15 protein-coding genes are annotated in these 18,201 nt (G+C 67.5%); 12 read left to right on the top strand and 3 right to left on the bottom strand.

All coding sequences use genetic code 11. From position 1 onward, the window contains the following. Positions 1-101: 101 nt before the first annotated feature. Genes WFK61_RS07260 through WFK61_RS07250 form a run of 3 tightly spaced genes read right to left on the bottom strand, consistent with a single transcriptional unit; the run spans position 102 to position 5,099 of the window. A complete protein-coding gene (locus WFK61_RS07260; RefSeq protein WP_336810871.1) occupies positions 102-1,925 on the bottom strand; it encodes an adenylate/guanylate cyclase domain-containing protein in 1,824 nt (607 codons plus the stop codon). Next, the gene (locus WFK61_RS07255; RefSeq protein ID WP_336810870.1) at positions 1,912-2,361 is read right to left on the bottom strand and encodes a Crp/Fnr family transcriptional regulator; all 450 of its coding nucleotides are present in this window, start codon (positions 2,359-2,361) and stop codon (positions 1,912-1,914) included. The genes WFK61_RS07260 and WFK61_RS07255 overlap by 14 nt, the downstream gene beginning before the upstream one ends. Continuing rightward, on the bottom strand, positions 2,358-5,099 hold the full coding sequence (locus tag WFK61_RS07250; protein ID WP_336810869.1) for an ABC transporter ATP-binding protein/permease: 2,742 nt from the start codon (positions 5,097-5,099) through the stop codon (positions 2,358-2,360). The genes WFK61_RS07255 and WFK61_RS07250 overlap by 4 nt, the downstream gene beginning before the upstream one ends. Positions 5,100-5,258: 159 nt before the next feature. On the opposite strand from WFK61_RS07250, the gene WFK61_RS07245 reads away from it, so the two are divergent. The 12 genes from WFK61_RS07245 to WFK61_RS07190 all read left to right on the top strand — a co-directional run bounded on the left by WFK61_RS07245 (position 5,259) and on the right by WFK61_RS07190 (position 18,112). Beyond that, positions 5,259-6,323: a polysaccharide lyase family 20 protein gene (locus WFK61_RS07245; RefSeq protein WP_336810868.1), complete on the top strand. Its 1,065-nt coding sequence runs from the start codon at positions 5,259-5,261 to the stop codon at positions 6,321-6,323. A gap of 26 nt (positions 6,324-6,349) precedes the next feature. Continuing rightward, entirely contained in the window at positions 6,350-8,227 is a 1,878-nt protein-coding gene (locus tag WFK61_RS07240; protein WP_336810867.1) for an ABC transporter ATP-binding protein, read from the top strand. Further along, positions 8,224-10,179 (top strand): ABC transporter substrate-binding protein, encoded by a 1,956-nt coding sequence (locus tag WFK61_RS07235; protein ID WP_336810866.1) that lies wholly within the window; start codon positions 8,224-8,226, stop codon positions 10,177-10,179. The genes WFK61_RS07240 and WFK61_RS07235 overlap by 4 nt, the downstream gene beginning before the upstream one ends. Before the next feature lie 6 nt (positions 10,180-10,185). Beyond that, the gene (locus WFK61_RS07230; protein ID WP_336811193.1) at positions 10,186-11,184 is read left to right on the top strand and encodes an ABC transporter permease; all 999 of its coding nucleotides are present in this window, start codon (positions 10,186-10,188) and stop codon (positions 11,182-11,184) included. Beyond that, entirely contained in the window at positions 11,181-12,368 is a 1,188-nt protein-coding gene (locus WFK61_RS07225; protein WP_336810865.1) for an ABC transporter permease, read from the top strand. Before WFK61_RS07230 ends, WFK61_RS07225 begins: the two co-directional genes overlap by 4 nt. A 30-nt stretch (positions 12,369-12,398) precedes the next feature. After that, positions 12,399-13,538, top strand: coding sequence for a glycosyltransferase family 4 protein (locus WFK61_RS07220; RefSeq protein ID WP_336810864.1), 1,140 nt, complete (start codon positions 12,399-12,401; stop codon positions 13,536-13,538). After that, positions 13,535-14,359, top strand: a complete 825-nt coding sequence (locus WFK61_RS07215; protein ID WP_336810863.1) for a polysaccharide deacetylase family protein — start codon at positions 13,535-13,537, stop codon at positions 14,357-14,359. Before WFK61_RS07220 ends, WFK61_RS07215 begins: the two co-directional genes overlap by 4 nt. A gap of 111 nt (positions 14,360-14,470) precedes the next feature. Continuing rightward, a complete protein-coding gene (locus WFK61_RS07210) occupies positions 14,471-15,751 on the top strand; it encodes a glycosyltransferase family protein (protein ID WP_336810862.1) in 1,281 nt (426 codons plus the stop codon). A gap of 72 nt (positions 15,752-15,823) precedes the next feature. Then, positions 15,824-16,012, top strand: a complete 189-nt coding sequence (locus WFK61_RS07205) for a twin transmembrane helix small protein (RefSeq protein WP_336810861.1) — start codon at positions 15,824-15,826, stop codon at positions 16,010-16,012. A gap of 153 nt (positions 16,013-16,165) precedes the next feature. After that, on the top strand, positions 16,166-16,762 hold the full coding sequence (locus tag WFK61_RS07200; protein ID WP_336810860.1) for an acyloxyacyl hydrolase: 597 nt from the start codon (positions 16,166-16,168) through the stop codon (positions 16,760-16,762). Between the two features lie 58 nt (positions 16,763-16,820). Further along, positions 16,821-17,402, top strand: coding sequence for a cob(I)yrinic acid a,c-diamide adenosyltransferase (locus WFK61_RS07195; RefSeq protein WP_336810859.1), 582 nt, complete (start codon positions 16,821-16,823; stop codon positions 17,400-17,402). 8 nt (positions 17,403-17,410) lie between these two features. Continuing rightward, the gene (locus WFK61_RS07190; RefSeq protein WP_257735291.1) at positions 17,411-18,112 is read left to right on the top strand and encodes a rhomboid family intramembrane serine protease; all 702 of its coding nucleotides are present in this window, start codon (positions 17,411-17,413) and stop codon (positions 18,110-18,112) included. Positions 18,113-18,201: the final 89 nt, after the last annotated feature.

The raw sequence follows: 18,201 nt of genomic DNA, 5'->3' as shown, positions 1-18,201 counted from the left end.
GTCCGATCGGACGCGATAACGATGATCTATCTTATTGGTGTTGCATCGGATTTATCCGAAAAGTGGACTCCACTTTTCGGTCCGATGCAATAGCGCAAGGATCAGGCCTTTTCGCCGGTCTCGCCCTGCTCCTGCACCACCTCTGCCGACGCGGTCGCCTCGCCGCCCGCGACAACGGGCGCCGGCATCGCGACGTCCTCGCGCTTGCGGCGGGCGATCTCCGGCGCGCTGGCGAAGCCATAGGCGGTCAGCGGCTTCTCACGCCCCTTGATCGCGATCTTCAGCGCCGTCGTGCCGGCATAGCTGCGCCCGCTCGCGCGGATCGTGTCCTCGGAGACGACGACATCGGCCAGCACGCGCCGCGTCGCCGATTCGAGCTGGCTTGCGACCATCACGGTCTCGCCGACCGTGATCTCGCGCCGGCCGAGATTGTCGTTCTCGACCGAGCCGGTGATGGCGTCGCCGGTATGGATGCCGATGCCGATCCTGAGCGGCAAGGGCAGCGCCGCGCCATATTCGCGGTTGAGCGCATCGACCGCGCGCACGATGTCGCCGGCAGCCGCGATCGCGGCCTGGGCGCCCTTGGACGGCGGCCCCTCCAGGCCGAACACCGCCATGAAGCCGTCGCCATAGAAGGCGTCGATCCGCCCTTCATGCGCCGTGATCGCCTGCCCCATCTCGTCGAAGAAGCGGTTGAGCAGGCCGATCAATTCGCGCGGCAATTGCCGTTCGGAGAGCGCGGAGAACGCCCTGAGATCGGCCACGACCACGGTCAGGCCGCGCTTGCCGGCGGCATCATCGAGCTCGAAGGCGCGCCCCGCGCCGGCATTGAGCCGCGAGGCCAGCAGGATCTGCACCTGCAGGTCGTCGCGCGGCCGGATCTGGCAGGCGAGCCTGACGCCCTCCGGCGCCGAGATGCGCCTGAGCAGCTTCGCCTCGTTCATGCCCGGCTTCGGCAGCTTGTCGTTGCCGTCCATCACCAGCACGCGGCAGGTGGCGCAGCGCGCGCGCCCGCCGCAGAGCGCGGCATGAGGAATGCCGAAGCGCCGGAACATCTCGAGCACGGTCGGCCCCGGCGCCAGCCGGCGCGTGCCATGACCGACGAAACGCACCGTGATCTGGCGCGTCGTGCGGACCCGAATTTCGCGGATGCCGATGAACAGCAGGAAACAGGCGACGAGCCCGTAGAAGCCGCCCTTGCCCCACATCACGTCGCGGGCGAACATCGCGGCCTGCGCATCGCTGACCAGCTCGGCCGGCATCGCCAGCCGCTCCGCCTCGCGCGCGCCCACCGAGAAGCCGATGATGGCCAAGAGCGGGATCAGGATCGCGCCCAGCAGGAACGGGTCACGCCAGTGGCGATAGCTGTCGCGGCCGCGCAACATGAAATGGATGCCGATGATGCCATGCGTCCAGACCAGCAGCAGCAGCAGCGACTGCGTCACCGCCAGCCCCGGCCAGAGCCGGCGCAGGACGGAGCGGTAGCTCTCGTCGACGCCGAAATAGATGCCCATGATCCGCGTGCTGATGATGTGGTCGATCAGCAGCAGCGGGATGGCGAGGCCGAGTGCGATCTGCAGCATCTCGCGCAGCGGCATCTTGAAGGTGCGCCGCTGCACCACGCGCAAGAGCGCGAAGACGGGATGGACGATCAGCGAGCCGTAGAGCGCGACGGTCCCGGCCCAGGAATGCCAGAGGCCGTAGCGCCAGTCCTGCACCTTCTCCATGGCATCGACGCCGAGGATGCCGACGGCATGGTTGAGGAAATGGGTCGTCGCGAAGGTGAGCAGGATCAGCCCGGAGACGAACCGGATGTCCCGGCTCCAGGACGAGACCTGATCCATGCCCGCACTCATGCCGGTGCGGTTCGTGCCTGCGGCTTGCGGCCGGTTCATGCGCTGATCGACCTCGTCAAACGGTTTCATGCTCCCGCAGCAGGACGGAGGCGAGCCGGTGCACCCGGTCGGCCAGATCGCGGCAGACCGCGAGGCTGAACTCCGGCACGGTCTGCAGCAATTCGAAGAACAGGTCCTTCGGTATCCGCAGCGCCAGCACCTGCGACTTCGCGCTGACCGTGGCGATGAAGGGCTTGCCGCTGAGCAGGGCCACGTCGCCGGTGATGCTGCCGGTATCCTTGACGAAGCGCCGCTCTTCCCCGTCCTCGCGCGGCTGCGATATCTCGACCTCGCCTTCCATGATGACGTAGACGCCCGCGAGCTTCTCCTGCGGGCTGATCAGGACCGCGCCCGGCTCGAATTGCAGCCGCTCGCCCATCAGCGCGACGAGCTTCAGCCGCGATGCCGGCATGTCCTGAAACAGCGGCATGCAGCGCAGGCAGCCGATATCGTTTTCCAGACTCATGACCGCGCCTCCATTCGTCCAGTGTTCTCGCGCCCGCTGCCTTCGAAACGCGACGCCCGGTCGTTGGCCGCGTCGGGCGTACCAAGCGCCTCGACCGTCCCCGTCGCTCCGTGGAACACCACCCGCAGCGGGACCTCTCCCGCAAGATTAGCATCTCCGACCAGAAGAAACAGCGTCATGCCCTCGCAATAGCGGCGCAGGCGAGCGACGATCTCCTCCGGCTCGTCCGAAATCGCCAGCAGGGCCGAGATGTCGAGCACCGCGATCTGCGGCGCCTTGATCAGGGCCTCGACCAAGGGGATCGCCTGTCGCAGCCGTGCCGGCAGGTAGCGCCCGCGAATGCCGCTCTCGGTATCGAGGCCGAGCCGGTAGAGCGCATCGCCCAGCCCCGATCGGGCGAGCGCCTGCAGTACGATCTCGCCGACCTTGCGCGCGGCATCGGGCACGCCGTAGCCGATGCGCCCGAACATCAGGTTGTCGCGCACGCTGGCGCCGACCATCACCTTGTCGGGATCGTAGAAATCGACATCCTCGACCGCGTCCGCCGGCAGATGCTTGCGGAAGCTTTCCCGCGCCCGGAGGATGCGCCGCTCCAGACGGGCGTCGATCAGGTTCAGCCTGTGCTTAGGCTCGATATAGCCGAGCGCCAGCGCGACGAGGTCGCGCTCCGTCTCCTGGTCGAGCGGGTTGCGCATGTCGTGCTTGGCCAGCAGGTCCGCCAGCTCGTTCAGGCGCTCGAACTCGAAATGCGCGCCGAAGGAATAGCGCTCGAACAGGGCATGGCCCTGCGGCAGGCCGGCGAAGATTTCGACGACGGTCGCGACGATCCGCCCGCCCATCTCGGCCAGCGGCTCGACCAGCGCCTCCGCCTTCAGGATCGACTGGGCATAGGGCTCGAACAGCAGGGTCGCGCTGTCGAAGCGCGACGTCGTGCGCGTGCCGAAGATCAGGTTCTCGATGATCGGCGCGTTGCGGTTGTAGCGGTCGAGCACGAAGGGCTCGATCAGATCGCCCTGCTTGATCCGCGCGAGCTCGGTCGCGACCACGCGGCGCGCCGTGATGATGCGCTCGATCGCCTGCTCGCTGACCGGGCGCATCACCTTGCCGCCGAGCCCGAGCTCGTAGACCTCCTGCGTGCAGCCGAAGACGTCGAGCAGTTCATGGACCCGCGCCGCGAGCTCGGCCGCATCGGTCACGCCGACGCCCTTGTAATCGGTCCAGTCCGCCTCGAACGGGAAAGGCGAATTGCCCGAGCGGATCGCCTCGACGAAGCGGCGGTGTTCCGGCGGCGAGACGCCTCCCTCGGTCTTGAGGTCGGGCCGGCGGCGACGCAAGGGCAGCAGGATATTGTCGCGCATCGAGCCGGCGATGATCTCGGGCTCGTCGCCGGAATAGCCGATGAGATGGCTCGCCCGTTCCACCGACATGCCGGCCAGCGGCTCGCCGTCGATCAGGACGCGGCCGGTATAGCTCGTCGCTTGCCGGCCGAGGATGCGGCCGAGCACGTCCTTGCCGCCACCTGACGGGCCGACCACCGCGACCATGCCCGGCCGCGCCAGGCTGAGCGAGAGCGGCGTCAGCAGCGGCTGGCCGCGATTGTCCAGCAGCTGCACCGCTTCCAGCCGAATCTCGCCCTTCTCCGGCAGGGGCGCGACGCCGTTCTCCTCCTCCAGCACGAGCGTCTCGTCGCTGTTGAACTGCGAGATGACCTGCTCGTACTTGATCGTCACGTCGTTGCGTTGCTGGTCCCAGTCGATCAGCTCCTTGATCGGCGGCGGCAGGTCGCGATAGGCGGCGATCACGGCGACGAGCTGGCCGATATCGAGCCGCCCCTGCAGCGCGAAGAAGCCGCCGATGGCGTAGAAGAAGAACGGCGTGATCTGCGCCAGCAGATTGTTCAGGAACTTGACCGCGAATTTGCGCTTGTAGAGCGCGTAGCGGATGTCGAAGAGCCGCCCGAGCCGCCCGGCGATGTCGGACTGGACATAGGCCGTGGCGCCATGGCCCTGGATCATCGGCCCGGCATCGACGATCTCGCCGATACGGCCAGCGAGCTGGCGCGAGGCGATCTGGCGCTCGCGGCCGAGCCGGAGCTGCTCGCGCCGCAGGATCGGAATGATGATCGCCTGCGCCAGCACGATCAGCAGCGCGATCGAGCCCAGCCAGAAGCTCTGCGCCATGATGAAGACGAGCGCGGTCAGCGCCTGGCTGAGCAGGAAGACCGGCTGGATGAAGGCGTCGCCGACGAAGCCGCCCACCGGCTCGACCTCGTCCTTGATCATGCTGGCGACCTCGGCCGGCTTGACCGCGCGGATCTCCTCCGGCCGGAAGCGCATCAACTGGCTGAACAGGTCGTAGCGCATGCGCCGGAGCATTCGTTCGCCAAGGATGCCCTTGCGGACGTTGATGACGTATTTGAAAGCGCCGTTGATCAGCACCAGCAGCAGGAAATAGCTGCTAAGCCCGATCAGCAGGCCGTACTGGCCGACGACGATGCCCTCCGAGATCTTATAGCTCGCCCCGCCCAGCCAGGACGGCAGGTGCAGTGTGAAGTCGAGCAGCGTCGCCGTGGTCTTGCCATCCCTGAAGGCGCCGCCCTGAATCGCGTCGTTGACGATACGCTTGGGCACGTCGAACGAGGCCCAGTTGAAGGGAATCGAGACAAGGATGATCAGCAGGACGACGACCTGCTCGGCCCGGCTCTTCTGCCAGATGTAACGGAAGAGATTGGACTCCAAGAGGCAACCCTGTACCGAAGCGCTCGCGGCGCGACCTCGACGGGTCCGGCGGGCCCGAAGCGACCATATGTGGTGAGGTTGCGGCCGAGTGCAATGCACGCCACGCTGCGGCCATGCCGGCGTTGCAAACTGGGAACGCCGTTGATCCGCGGGGGAAGCTTGAACAGGGTCGTCGCGTCGGGATTGCTGTGCTGCGCGGTTGCCTGCGGGCTTGTCGCCTCCAGGGCGGCGCCGATCCGCGCTGAAACCGGCACCGAGACCGGGCAACGCATCCTGCGTGACGGTTTCGAACGCGGCGGTTTCGCCCCGGAAGGCGGGCTTTTCTACAAGGACAATCCCGAGCAGCGCGCCGGTCGCATGATTTTCGACCGTAGCGCGCCTTACAGCGGCACGGGCGCCCTGACGCTGACCGCTGTTCCGTCCTGCCCTCCCGATGCAGCGGGATGCAGCGAGCGGGCCGAGGCCTGGGAGCGCCCCGACGTGCTCGTCCCCTTCCGCAGCGCGGTCTGGTACGGTTTCGCGCTTCGCCTCAACGATCCGCTGGCCCAGGACGATCGCAGATATGTGATCGCCCAGTGGAAGCGCGAGATTCTGCCCGAGGCCGTCGGCGACTATTCGCCGTTCCTCGCCTTGCGCCTCTATCGCGGCCGCCTCGGCATCACCGTCGAGACCGACCAGATTCCCTCCTACCCGATCGGCGGCGGCGAGCGGCCCGAGGGCTGCCTGCCGGGCGAGGCCCTGGTGCTGAGCCGTACGGAAGAGCAGCAGACCCGCGCGCTGGTGGCCATCGAGAGCGGCACGACCACGGAGAATTATCCGAGCTATTTCAACGCCTGCGCACCCGGCATCCGGGTCACGCCCCATGCCGACCTGCCCTCCGCGCAGCAGGGCTGGATCGATTTCGTCGTCCGCTCGCAGTCCGGTCCCGATGGCGAGGGGCATATCGAGATCATCGCCGACGGCGTCCATATCGTGACGGTTCAGGGCCATATCGGGCATGGCGGGCCAGGTCTCGACGACAACCAGTATTTCAAGATGGGGCCTTATCGCGCCCCGGCGCCGCTGCCCTGGAGCATCAGCTATGACGACTTCCGGCGCGGGCCGCGTTGCAGCGATGTCATCCGCATCGGGCAATGCCCGCCGGAACCGCCGCAAGCGTCGAAAGCGATTGGCAAGCCGCCACTTTCGACGTCTAGTGACGCGAGGAAAGCTGCGGGGCCGTGAGGCTTCCGGGACGTATCGATCAGACCATGGACATGCTGCGCATCAGCGACCTGCGTATCGGCTTCACGATCCACGGCCTCGCCCGTGACGTCGTGAAGGGCGTCAGCCTGCGCGTTCCCGCGGGCAAGACCGTCGCGCTGGTCGGCGAATCCGGCTCCGGCAAATCGGTGATCTCGCAGGCGATCATGGGGCTGCTGCCGCGGGCCGGCGGCGTCACCGGCGGCGAGATCCTGTTCCGCGACCCGCTCGCGCCCGAGACCGTCGTCGACATCGCGACGCTGCCGGCCGAGGGCGAAGGCATCAGGGCGCTGCGCGGCGGGCGCATCGGCATGATCTTCCAGGAGCCGATGTCCTCGCTCTCGCCGGTCCACACAATCGGCAACCAGATCGAGGAGGCGCTGCTCCTGCACCGGCCGATGCCGAAGGCGCAGGCGCGCGAGCTGATCGAGGCGATGCTGAAGCGTGTCGGCTTCAAGAATCCCAAGCGCGCCTTCGATCTCTATTCCTTCGAGCTCTCCGGCGGCCTGCGCCAGCGCGCCATGCTCGCCATGGCGCTGATCTGCCAGCCGGCGCTGCTGATCGCCGACGAGCCGACCACCGCGCTCGACGTCACCATCCAGGCCCAGGTGCTCGACCTGATGCGCGATCTCCAGGCGGAGATGGGCATGGCGATCCTGCTCATCACCCACGATCTCGGCGTGGTCGCCAACATGGCCGACGAGGTCGTCGTGATCTTCCATGGCGAGATCATGGAGCGCGGCCCGGCCGAGGACATCTTCCGCCGCCCGCGCCACCCCTATCTCAAGGCCCTGCTCGACGCCTCCCCGCATTTCGACATGCAGGACGGCGAGCGGCTGGTCGCGCTGCGCGAAGCGCGCCCGCGCCCGGCCGTCACCGCGCCGCCCCCGAAGCCCGCTGCGGACGCCGCCCCGCTGCTCAGCGTCCGCGGCCTGCACAAGACCTATGTCACGGGCTCGCGCAGCTTCTTCGGCAAGGGCAGCCAGACCAGCGTCAAGGCCGTCGACAATGTCAGCTTCGACATCAGGCGCGGCGAGTGCCTCGGCCTCGTCGGCGAGAGCGGCTGCGGCAAGACGACCGTCAGCAAGATCGTCATGCGCGCGGTCACGCCCGATTCCGGCGAAATCGTCTTCGATGACGGGCGCGAGCGGGTCGACGTGCTCGGCCTCGACGGCGATGACCTTCGCAAGTTCCGCCCGCGCGTCCAGATGATCTTCCAGGACCCGGTCTCGTCGCTCTCGCCGCGCATGACCGTGATGAACATCCTGCGCGAGCCGCTGGTGATCCACGGTCGCGGCGATGCGGCCGAACAGGACGAGCGAGTGCGCAACCTGATGCAGGATGTCGGGCTCGATACCCGCTTCCTCAATCGCTATCCGCATTCCTTCTCGGGCGGCCAGCGCCAGCGCATCGGCATCGCGCGTGCGCTCGCGCTCGACCCCGAGCTGATCATCTGCGACGAGCCGGTCTCGGCGCTTGACGTCTCCGTGCAGGCGCAGATCCTCAACCTGCTGAAGGACCTCCAGGCCGAGCGCGGCCTGACCTTCCTGTTCATCTCGCACAATCTCGCGGTGGTGAACTACATGGCGGACCGTATCGCGGTGATGGCCAATGGCCGGATCGTCGAGCTGGCGCCGCGCCATACGCTCTTCACCCGCCCGGCCCACCCCTATACCCGGGCGCTGTTGCGCTCCGTGCCTTTCGCCGATCTCGACCGCAAGCTCGACTTCAAGCTGGCGGCACCCGGCGGCGCCTCCGACGACAGCCATTGGGACACGGCCTTCAAGGCCGGGCCGGACGAGGCCGCGCTAGCGCCTCTCCCACTCGGCGACGGTCATTACGTGCTGGCGCGGCCCAATGCCGATATCCGGGAGCTGGTGCCATGACGCAGCGCCGCAGCCACCCGACCCGTCGCACCGCGCTGCTGCTCGGCTCCGTCGCGCTCGCCGGAGCGAACCTGCCCCGCCTCGCGCAGGCCGCCCCCTTCCCGGGCACAGCGATCGACAGCCCGTTCTTCAAGGATCAGGTCGCGGCCAACGCATTGCCGCCGGTCGCCGCGCGCCTGCCGGCCAATCCCCGCGTCATCGATCTCGAAGCGCTCGGCCGGCAACAGGGCCGTCATGGCGGCAATATCCGCATGCTGATGGGCGACCAGCGCGACATCCGCATGATGACGCTCTACGGCTACACCCGCCTGATGGTCTATGATGAGAATCTCGACCTCGTGCCGGACGTGCTCGAAAGCTGCGATGTCGAGGACGGCCGCATCTTCACGCTCCGGCTGCGCCAGGGCCACCGCTGGTCGGACGGTTCGCCCTTCACCACCGAGGATTTCCGCTACTGGTGGGAGGATATCGCCAACAACAAGCGGCTCTCGCCGGGCGGTCCGCCGCAGGCCCTGTTCTCGGCCAACGAGCCTCCCGTCTTCGAGGTGCTGAGCGAGACAGAGGTCCGCTACAGCTGGCGCACGCCGAACCCGATCTTCCTGCCGGCACTGGCAGGCGCGCAGCCGACCTATATCTTCATGCCCTCCGGCTACCTGAAGCAGTTCCACGAACGCCACGCGCCCAAGCACGAGTTGGCTCAGCGCGTGAAGGAGCACCGCGTGCGGGACTGGGGCGCGCTGCACGAGCGCCTGTCGCGCATGTACCGGCCGGAGAATCCGAAGCTGCCGACGCTGGAGCCCTGGCGCAACACCACGCCGCTGCCGGCCGAGCAGTTCGTCTTCGAGCGCAACCCCTATTTCCACCGTGTCGACAGGAACGGCCGCCAGCTCCCCTATACCGACCAGGTGACGCTGACGATCGGCACCAGCGCGCTCGTCCCCGCCAAGACGGCGGCCGGCGAGGCCGATCTCCAGGCCCGCTATCTCCGCTTCGACAACTACACCTTCCTCAAGGAAGCCTCGAAGCGGATGAATTTCGAGGTGAAGCTCTGGAAACGGGCCGAGGGCGCCTATTTCGCCCTGCTCCCGAACCTCAACGCCATCGACCCGGTCTGGCGCGACCTCAACCGCGACATCCGCTACCGCCGCGCGATCTCGGTCGCGATCAACCGGCAGGACGTCAACAAGGTCATCTTCTTCGGGCTCGCCAAGGAAAGCGGTAACACCGCCCTGCCGGAAAGCCCGCTCTACGATCCCCGCTTCACCTCGCTGTGGGCCCAGCACGATCCCGCGCTGGCGAACCGCCTGCTCGACGAGATCGGCCTGACCAGGCGCGACGATGACGGCATCCGCCTGCTGCCGGACGGACGGCGGCTGGAATTCACCATCGAGACCGCCGGCGAGAACACCGAGGAGACCGATATTCTCGACCTGCTCAAGCAGGACTTCTTCGCTGTCGGCATCAAGATCTACCCGCGCTCGACCCAGCGCGACGTCTTCCGCCGCCGCATCCTCGCCGGCCAGACCGTGATGTCGGCCTGGGCCGGCATGGACAATGCGCTCGTCACCTCGGACATGGAGCCGGACGCGCTGGCGCCGACCTCCTCGGCCCAGTTCCAGTGGCCGCGCTGGGGCCAGTTCGTCGAAAGCAACGGCAAGGAGGGCGAGCGCCCGGCCCTGCCCGCCGCGAACAAGCTCGTCCGCCTCTACGAGGAATGGCGCGTGAGCTCGACCCGCGACCAGCGCCGCGCGATCTGGCGCGAGATGCTGACGCTCAACGCCGAGGAACTCTTCACCATCGGCGTCATCAACAGCACGCTCCAGCCGATCGTGGTCTCGCGCGATCTGCGCAACGTGCCCGACAAGGGCCTCTACAGCTTCGAGCCCGGCGCCTTCATCGGCCGCTACATGCCCGATACCTTCTGGTTCGACCGAGCCGAGACCAAGGCCTGACGCGTGCTGATCCGCTACATCCTCAAGCGCATCCTGATCATGATCCCGACGCTGATCGTCACCAGCGCGCTGATCTTCACCGTGATCAACCTGCCCGAAGGCGATTATTTCGAGACGCTCGCGGCCGAGATGCAGGCGCAGGGCGAGAAGGCGGACATGAGCCGCATCGAGTTCCTGAAGAAGGAATACGGCTTCGACCGGCCGCCGGTGGAGCGCTATGTCCGCTGGGTCGCGGGCCTGCTCCAGGGCGACATGGGCTATTCCTTCGAATACCAGCGCCCGGTCAGGGAGATCGTCGGCGACCGCCTGCTGCTGACGATGATGGTCTCCTTCGCCACCATCATCTTCACCTGGATCGTCGCCTTCCCGATTGGCATCTACTCGGCGACGCACCAGTACAGCTGGGGCGATTACGGGCTCACCTTCCTCGGCCTCGTCGGGCTCGCCGTGCCGCATTTCCTGCTGGCGCTGGTCTTCATGTATTTCGCCAATGTCTGGTTCGGCACCTCGATCGGCGGCCTCGTCGATCCCGCCTATCTCAACCAGCCGATGAGCTGGGCCAAGCTCCGGTCGGTGCTCGAGCACCTCTGGATTCCCGTCATCATTATCGGCGCCGGCGGCACCGCCGGCATGATCCGGGCCTTGCGCGCCAACCTCCTCGACGAGTTGCAGAAGCAGTACTACGTCACCGCCCGCGCCAAGGGCCTGCCGCCCGGCAAGGCTCTGCGGAAATACCCGCTGCGGATGTCGCTCAACTTCTTCATTTCGGATATCGGCGACATCCTGCCCTCGATCGTCTCGGGCGCCGAGGTCGTCGCCATCGTGCTTTCGCTGCAGACCACCGGCCCGCTGCTGATCCGCGCCTTACAGAGCCAGGACATGTATCTCGCCGGCTCCTTCCTGATGTTCCTCTCCTTCCTGACCGTGATCGGCGTGCTGATCTCGGACATCGCGCTCGCCATCCTCGATCCGCGCATCCGCCTGCAGGGAGCCGCGACCAAGTGAAGGCGACCTCGCTCTCCCATCTGCCGCCGGACGGCGCCCCGCTGGCGCACGAGGTCTCGACGGCCCCGTTCGAACCCTATGCCACCGAGGCGATGACGCCGGAGCAGGAGCGGGTCTATCTCGCCTCGCAATGGCAATTGATGTGGTGGAAGTTCCGCAAGCACAAGCTCGCGGTCATCTCCGCCTTCGTGATCCTCGCGATCTACGCGATGGCGGCCTTCGCCGAGTTCCTCGCGCCCTATCACTACACGACGCGCAATACCGACTTCATCCGCGCGCCCAGCCAGAGCGTCCATCTCTTCCACGAGGGCAGCTTCATCGGCCCCTTCGTCTACCCGTACACGATGCGTCTCAACATGGAGAACCTGAAGCGCGAGTACGAAGTCGACACCACGCGTCCGCAGAAGCTGCGCTTCTTCTGCGAGGGCGACAGCTACATGTTCTGGGGCCTGATCCCCGGCAACCGCCGCCTCGTCTGCCCGCCCAAGGACGGCACCTTCTTCTGGCTCGGCTCCGACAGGCTCGGCCGCGACATGCTCTCGCGCATCCTCTATGGCGGGCGCATCTCCCTCTCGATCGGCCTGCTCGGCGTCTCCGTCTCCTTCGTGCTCGGGGTGATCATCGGCGGCATCGCCGGCTATTACGGCGGCCGCATCGACCTCTTCGTCCAGCGCATCATCGAGATCGTGCAATCCCTGCCGCATATCCCGCTCTGGCTCGCGCTGGCCTCGATCCTGCCGCCGACCTGGAGTCCGCTGCTGGTTTATTTCGGCATTACGGTGATCCTCGGTCTGATGGACTGGACGGGGCTTGCCCGCTCCGTGCGCTCGAAGCTGCTCTCGCTGCGCGAGGAGGATTATGTCGTCGCCGCCCAGCTCATGGGCGCCAAGCCGAAGCGCATCATCGCCTTGCATCTCGTGCCCGGCTTCATGAGCCACCTCATCGCCTCGGCCACGATCACCATCCCCAAGACCATCCTGGGCGAGACGGCGCTCTCCTTCCTCGGGCTCGGCCTGAGACCGCCGATCACCAGCTGGGGCGTGATGCTCAACGAGGCCCAGAACATCAATGTGGTGGCGCTCTATCCCTGGCTGCTCTATCCGGTCGTGCCCGTGATCGTGATCATCCTCGCCTTCAACTTCCTCGGCGACGGCCTGCGCGACGCGGCCGACCCCTATCGCTGACGTCAGACCCGCATCGCCACGAAGACCGCCTTGCGCATCGCCTTCCACACACCGCTCAACCCGCTCGGAGACGACGGCGTCTCCGGCGACCGCCGCATGGCGCGCCAGCTCGTGGCGGCGCTCGAAAGCCTCGGCCATGCCGTCGAGCCGGTCGGGGCGCCGAAGGCCTATTTTCGCGAGGCCGATCCCGCCCGCTTCGCCAGCGTCGCCGCTGAGGCCGCCCGGCTGCGCGACGCCCTGCTCGCCGGATACGGGGCCGGCAAGCCGCAGCCCGATCTCTGGTTCACCTACCACAACTACTACCGCTCGCCGGACTTCCTCGGCCCGGATATCGCAGCGGCGCTCGGCATTCCCTATGTCACCGCCGAATCGAGCGATTCAACCCGGCGGGCCATCGGTCCGTGGGCCGCGCAGACGGCTGTCGTCCGGCAGGGCCTCGCAGCCGGCGACGTCCATTTCTTCTTCACCGATCGCGACCGGCAGGGGCTCGAACCCTGGCGAAGCGAAGGGACCACCCTGCTCCCCCTGCCGCCCTTCGTCGCGCCCGGCCCCGAGCCCGTCCGGCGCGCCGGCCCATCGGGCGCACCGCGCCTGATCACCGTCGCGATGATGCGCGACGGCGCCAAACTGCAGAGCTACCTCACCCTCGCGCGCCTCCTCGACCGCTGCCGGAACGAGGACTGGACGCTGAGCATCATCGGCGATGGCCCCTGCCGTGCCGAGATCGCAGCCGCCTTCGCCGGGCTGCCGGAAGGGCGCATCATCTGGCGCGGCCAGCTCGACCGGGAGGCCATCCAGGCAGAGCTTGGCCGGCACGACATCTTCCTCTGGCCGGGCATCGGCGAGGCCTATGGACTGGTCTATCTCGAAGCCCAGGCCGCCGGGCTGCCGGTCGTCGCCTTCGACAGCGGCGGCGTCGCCGAGACTGTGCGTTCAGGCGAAACCGCCCTGCTCGTCGCCGAACATGACGAGGAGGCTTTGGCGGCGGCGCTGACGAGCCTGCTACGCGACAACGAACGGCGCGACAGGATGGGCGCAGCCGCCCGCCGCTTCATCCTCACCGAGCGCACGCCGGCACGCGCGGCCGAAAGACTGGCGGAAGGACTGGCACTGGCCGAGCGGAACCGCAGCGCCAAGCTGCAATCACCTCCCGGGACAACCTCGCCATGAATGCCCCGCACTGGCAGGCGCTCGCCCTCGAACTCGATCATTGGAGCGCATCCGGCCGAACGATCGGCCTCTGGCTGCGCGACGACGACGCCGTGGCGCCGAGCCCGGCGCTCGACCGCCTTTCGGAACTGGCCGAGCGTTTCGCGGCGCCGGTTCTGCTCGCGGTCATCCCGTTATTGGCCGAGCCCGCGCTGGCGGCCGCGCTGCGGGCCATGCCGCTGCTGCGCCCCTGCCAGCATGGCGCTTCGCATCTCAATCACGCACCGGCCGGCGGCAAGAAATCGGAATTCGGCGCGGAGCGCATCGCAGCCGATGTCGATGCCGACATCGCGCGGGGCCGCAAGCGCCTGCACGACCTCCTCGGCGATGCCGTCCTGCCGATCTTCGTGCCGCCCTGGAACCGCATCGCCCAGAGCCATGCTGCGCGTCTGGCAACGCTCGGCTTCGCCGGCCTTTCCTGCTTCCGCGACTATCGTCTGGGCCCCGATGGCGGCCCGCGCCTGCTCAACACCCATGTCGACGTCATGGACTGGCATGGCGGCCGCATCGGACGCCCGGCCACGGATATCCTCAAAGAACTCGTCGCCATGCTGACCGCGAGGCGGCAAGGCGAGGCCGGCGACATCGAACTGGGCCTGCTGCTGCACCATCGCGACCATGACGAAACCGCCTGGTCCGCCCTCACCGATATCCTGAGCGCCGCCACCGCTCATCCGGCTGTCCGGATGATCGATCCCGGCCGGCTTGCCGCGCAGCCCGGTATCGGCCAGTGGGGCGATATCAGGACGGGACTGGCCTCCCAAACCGATACTCAGGTTTAGTTCCGACGGGCTTGGATCGACACCTTCGACCGGTTATAACCGCTCCATCGTTTTCAACTGCGTTCGTCCTCGCCAAGAGGTCGTCTGGCCTTTCCGGGGGGCGACGTTCCGATGCCTTCAAACGTCGTCGACCTCGCCGGCGCCGAACGTGCGCCGCGCAGCCCCCATGCTCCGCGCGTCCTGATCTATAGCCATGACACTTTCGGGCTCGGCCACATCCGCCGCTGCCGCGCGATCGCCAATGCGCTGATCGCGAGCTTCCCGCATATCTCGGTGATCATCGTCTCCGGCTCGTCGGTGATCTCGAGCTTCCAGTTCGGCGACGGCGTCGACTATGTCCGTATTCCCGGCGTCGAGAAGCAGAGCGACGGCAGCTACGAGCCGCATCACCTCAATCTCGGCCTCGACGACACCATCCGGCTGCGGGCCGAGATCATCAAGCAGACCGTGCTCTCCTTCGATCCCGACGTCGTCATCGTCGACAAGGAGCCCGTCGGCCTGCGCGGCGAATTGAAGCCCTCGCTCGACATCCTGCGCCGGCGCGGCGCCCGCATCGTGCTGGGCCTGCGCGACGTGCTCGACGAACCCGCCGCGGTGCTGGAGGAATGGAGCCGCAACGGCGCGCTGGAGGCGCTCGACACGGTCTATGACGACATCTTCGTCTACGGGCTCGACAACGTCTATCAGCCCCTGACCGGCCTGCCGAACCAGCACCGCTTCGCCGACAAGCTGCGCTACATGGGCTATCTCAAGCGCGCGGTGCCGAGCCCGATGCCGCCGAACCGCTATCCGCGCATCACCAAGCAGCCCTTCATCCTGGTCACGCCCGGCGGCGGCGGCGACGGCGCCGGCGTGATCGACTGGGTGATCTCCGCCTATGAGGCCGATCCGACGATCGAACTGCCTGCGCTCATCGTCTTCGGCCCCTTCATGTCCCGCGAGAAACGCAAGGAATTCGCCGAACGCATCGCCCGCAATCCCAAGCTCGAGGGGCTCGGCTTCGAGCCGCGCCTCGAACTGCTGATGAACCGGGCCCACTGCGTCGTCGCCATGGGCGGCTACAACACGTTCTGCGAGATACTCTCCTTCGACAAGCCGGCGCTGATCGTACCGCGCGTCCGGCCGCGGCTCGAACAGGCGATCCGCGCCGGCCGTGCCGACGAGCTCAAACTGGTCGACGTCCTCTACGATCCCTCGCAGACCGGCGAGGGCGAGCGCGATCCCCGCGTGATGGCCGCCGCGCTACATGCCCTGCCGCGCCGCCCGCCCCCGTCGCAGGCCTTCGTGCCGGACCTGCTCGACGGCCTGCCCTCGATCAGCCGCGCGCTCGCCGGCGACCTCTCCATGCCCGTCCGCGGCCGCGCCCTCGCGCAGACGGCTGCGACGAGCTGACCCACGGTTCAGGCCACGCCGGCCGCATCACGGCGCTGGCCAAGTCCCTCGCACCAGCCTAAGCGTTTCGCCATGACGTTTTCGAACACCCTCGTGTCCGTCGCGGTCGGCGCCGTCGCCGTCGTCCTGCTGCTCGGGCTGGTCAACATGCTGCGCGGTGGCAGCGCCAACACCTCGCAGCGCCTGATGCGCCTGCGCGTGATCCTGCAGTTCATCGCCATCGTGCTGATCGTCATCGTCCTGTGGTGGCGCAACGGCTGAGCCTGCGACACTGCGCGCAAGCCTTTGAAATCAAAGAAACACGCTACTTTCCCGACTGTGGATGGAAGCCCGGCTCACCGGGCTTTGCCACATTCCGGACACGAGTATGTGTGCTTCACTAACGCCTCTTCACCCGCTCACCGCCGAAGGCCCATGGTTCGCGTCGCGTTGCTGCTTCTTGCCGTTTGCCTGGCCGCCTCTGCCGCTCCCGCGCAGACCCGGTCCCTCTCCGGCACTGTCTCCAGCTACGCCCCCGCGACCGAAGCGCCCGCCCCCGCCTGGGAGGCAAGGGTCGGCGCCGGCCTCGCCAATCCCGGCGGCCGGGAGAGCGGCCTGCCCAACCTGAGCGCCGATCTGCTGTCGCCGCGCCTCATTCCCCTGAGCGACCGGATCGCGGCAGCCTTCATCCCGCGCTTCAACATGGGCGCGAGCCTCAATCTCAACGGCACGCGCTATGCCTATGCCGGCGCGACCTGGACCTTCGACGTGACGCGCGACGTCTTCGTCGAGGCGAGCTTCGGCGCGGCGCTCAACGACGGCAAGACCGGGCTGGTCATCCCCGAGAATCGCCTCCCGGTCGGCTGCAACACCGGCACGCGCGAGGCCGCCGCCCTCGGCTTCCGGCTCTCGGACCGCTGGAGCCTCGTCACCACGCTCGAGCATTTCAGCACGGTCGGCTGTTCCGACAAGCCGGGCACGGGCAATCGCGGGCCGGCCAATATCGGCGCGAGGCTCGGCTACACGTTCTGACGGAGCGACCTGCCGCGAACGCGCTTCCGTCCGGCCGGAGCCGCGCTATAAGCGTGGCATGGTCAAGCTCAACCGCATCTACACGCGCACCGGCGACAACGGCACGACCGGACTGACGAGCGGCCCACGCCGCCCGAAATTCGATCTGCGCGTCGCCGCCTACGGCACGGTCGACGAGACCAATGCCTGCGTCGGCCTCGCCCGCCTGCATGCGGCGACGGAAGATGCCCTGGTCGATGCCATGCTCGGCCGGATCAGCAACGATCTCTTCGATCTCGGCGCCGACCTCTCGACGCCCGAGACGGACAAGCCCCTCGCCTTCGAGCCCTTGCGCATCGTCCAGGCGCAGGTCGACCGGATCGAGGCCGAGATCGACCAGCTGAATGCCGATCTCGCTCCCCTGCGCTCCTTCGTGCTGCCCGGCGGCACGCCGGCCGCGACCCATCTCCATCTCGCCCGCACCGTCAGCCGCCGCGCCGAGCGCCTGATGACCGAACTCGCCGCGACCGAGGGCGAGGCGGTCGCTGCGCCAGCCCTCAAATACATCAACCGCCTCTCGGATTTCCTGTTCGTCGCCTCCCGCTACCTCAATGCCAAGGCAGCCGGCGACGTGCTCTGGGTGCCCGGCGGGAATCGCTGAGCTCGGCCATGTTCGTCCCCCTGCATGACGGCGTGCCGCTGCGCTTCATGCGAACGCCCTACATCACCTACGGGCTGATCGGCGCCAGCCTCGCCCTTCAGCTCGTGCTGCAGCTCTGGCCCGGCGGCGAGGAGGCGGAGCTGGCGATCATGGCCGGCTTCGGCATGATTCCCTCGGTGCTGTTCGGCACGGCGCAACTGCCGGAAGGGCTCGCCCATGTCCCGGCCTGGGCCACCCTGTTCAGCAACATCCTGCTGCACGCCAATCTCGCGCATCTCGTCGGGAACATGCTGTTCCTCTGGGTCTTCGGCGACAATGTCGAGGATGCGATGGGCCATGCCCGCTTCCTCGCCTTCTTCTTCCTCTGCGGGCTCGGGGGTTCGCTCTTCCATGCCGGCATGTATCCGGATTCGCAGCAGCCGCTGATCGGCGCATCCGGCGCCATCTCCGGCGTCATCGCCTCCTATCTGATGATCTATCCGCAGGTCCGGATCTGGGGCCTCGCCTTCAACTGGATTCCGATCCACATCCCCGCGCTCTATGCGCTCGGCGGCTGGATCCTGTTGCAGGCCGCTTCCGCGCTGCTCGGCGCCGACGGCAATGTCGGCTGGTGGGCCCATCTCGGCGGGCTGGCCACGGGCGCCGCGCTGACCCCGCTCTTCGTGCACCGCAGCATCGCCCTGTTCGGGCGCAAGCCCGCCCGTGGCTGAAGCCGCGCTGTTTTGCCTCCGAGTCGGGCCCGGCCGGACGTTGACAAGCGCAAACGGGCGTCGTTACGGTCCCAGCGCATTCCAGCCGA

This window comes from Allobosea sp. MMO-172 (assembly GCF_037147855.1).
GTDB lineage: Bacteria > Pseudomonadota > Alphaproteobacteria > Rhizobiales > Beijerinckiaceae > Allobosea.
Note: the sequence above shows the minus strand (reverse complement) of the source record. Positions and strands in the feature narration are given on the sequence as shown.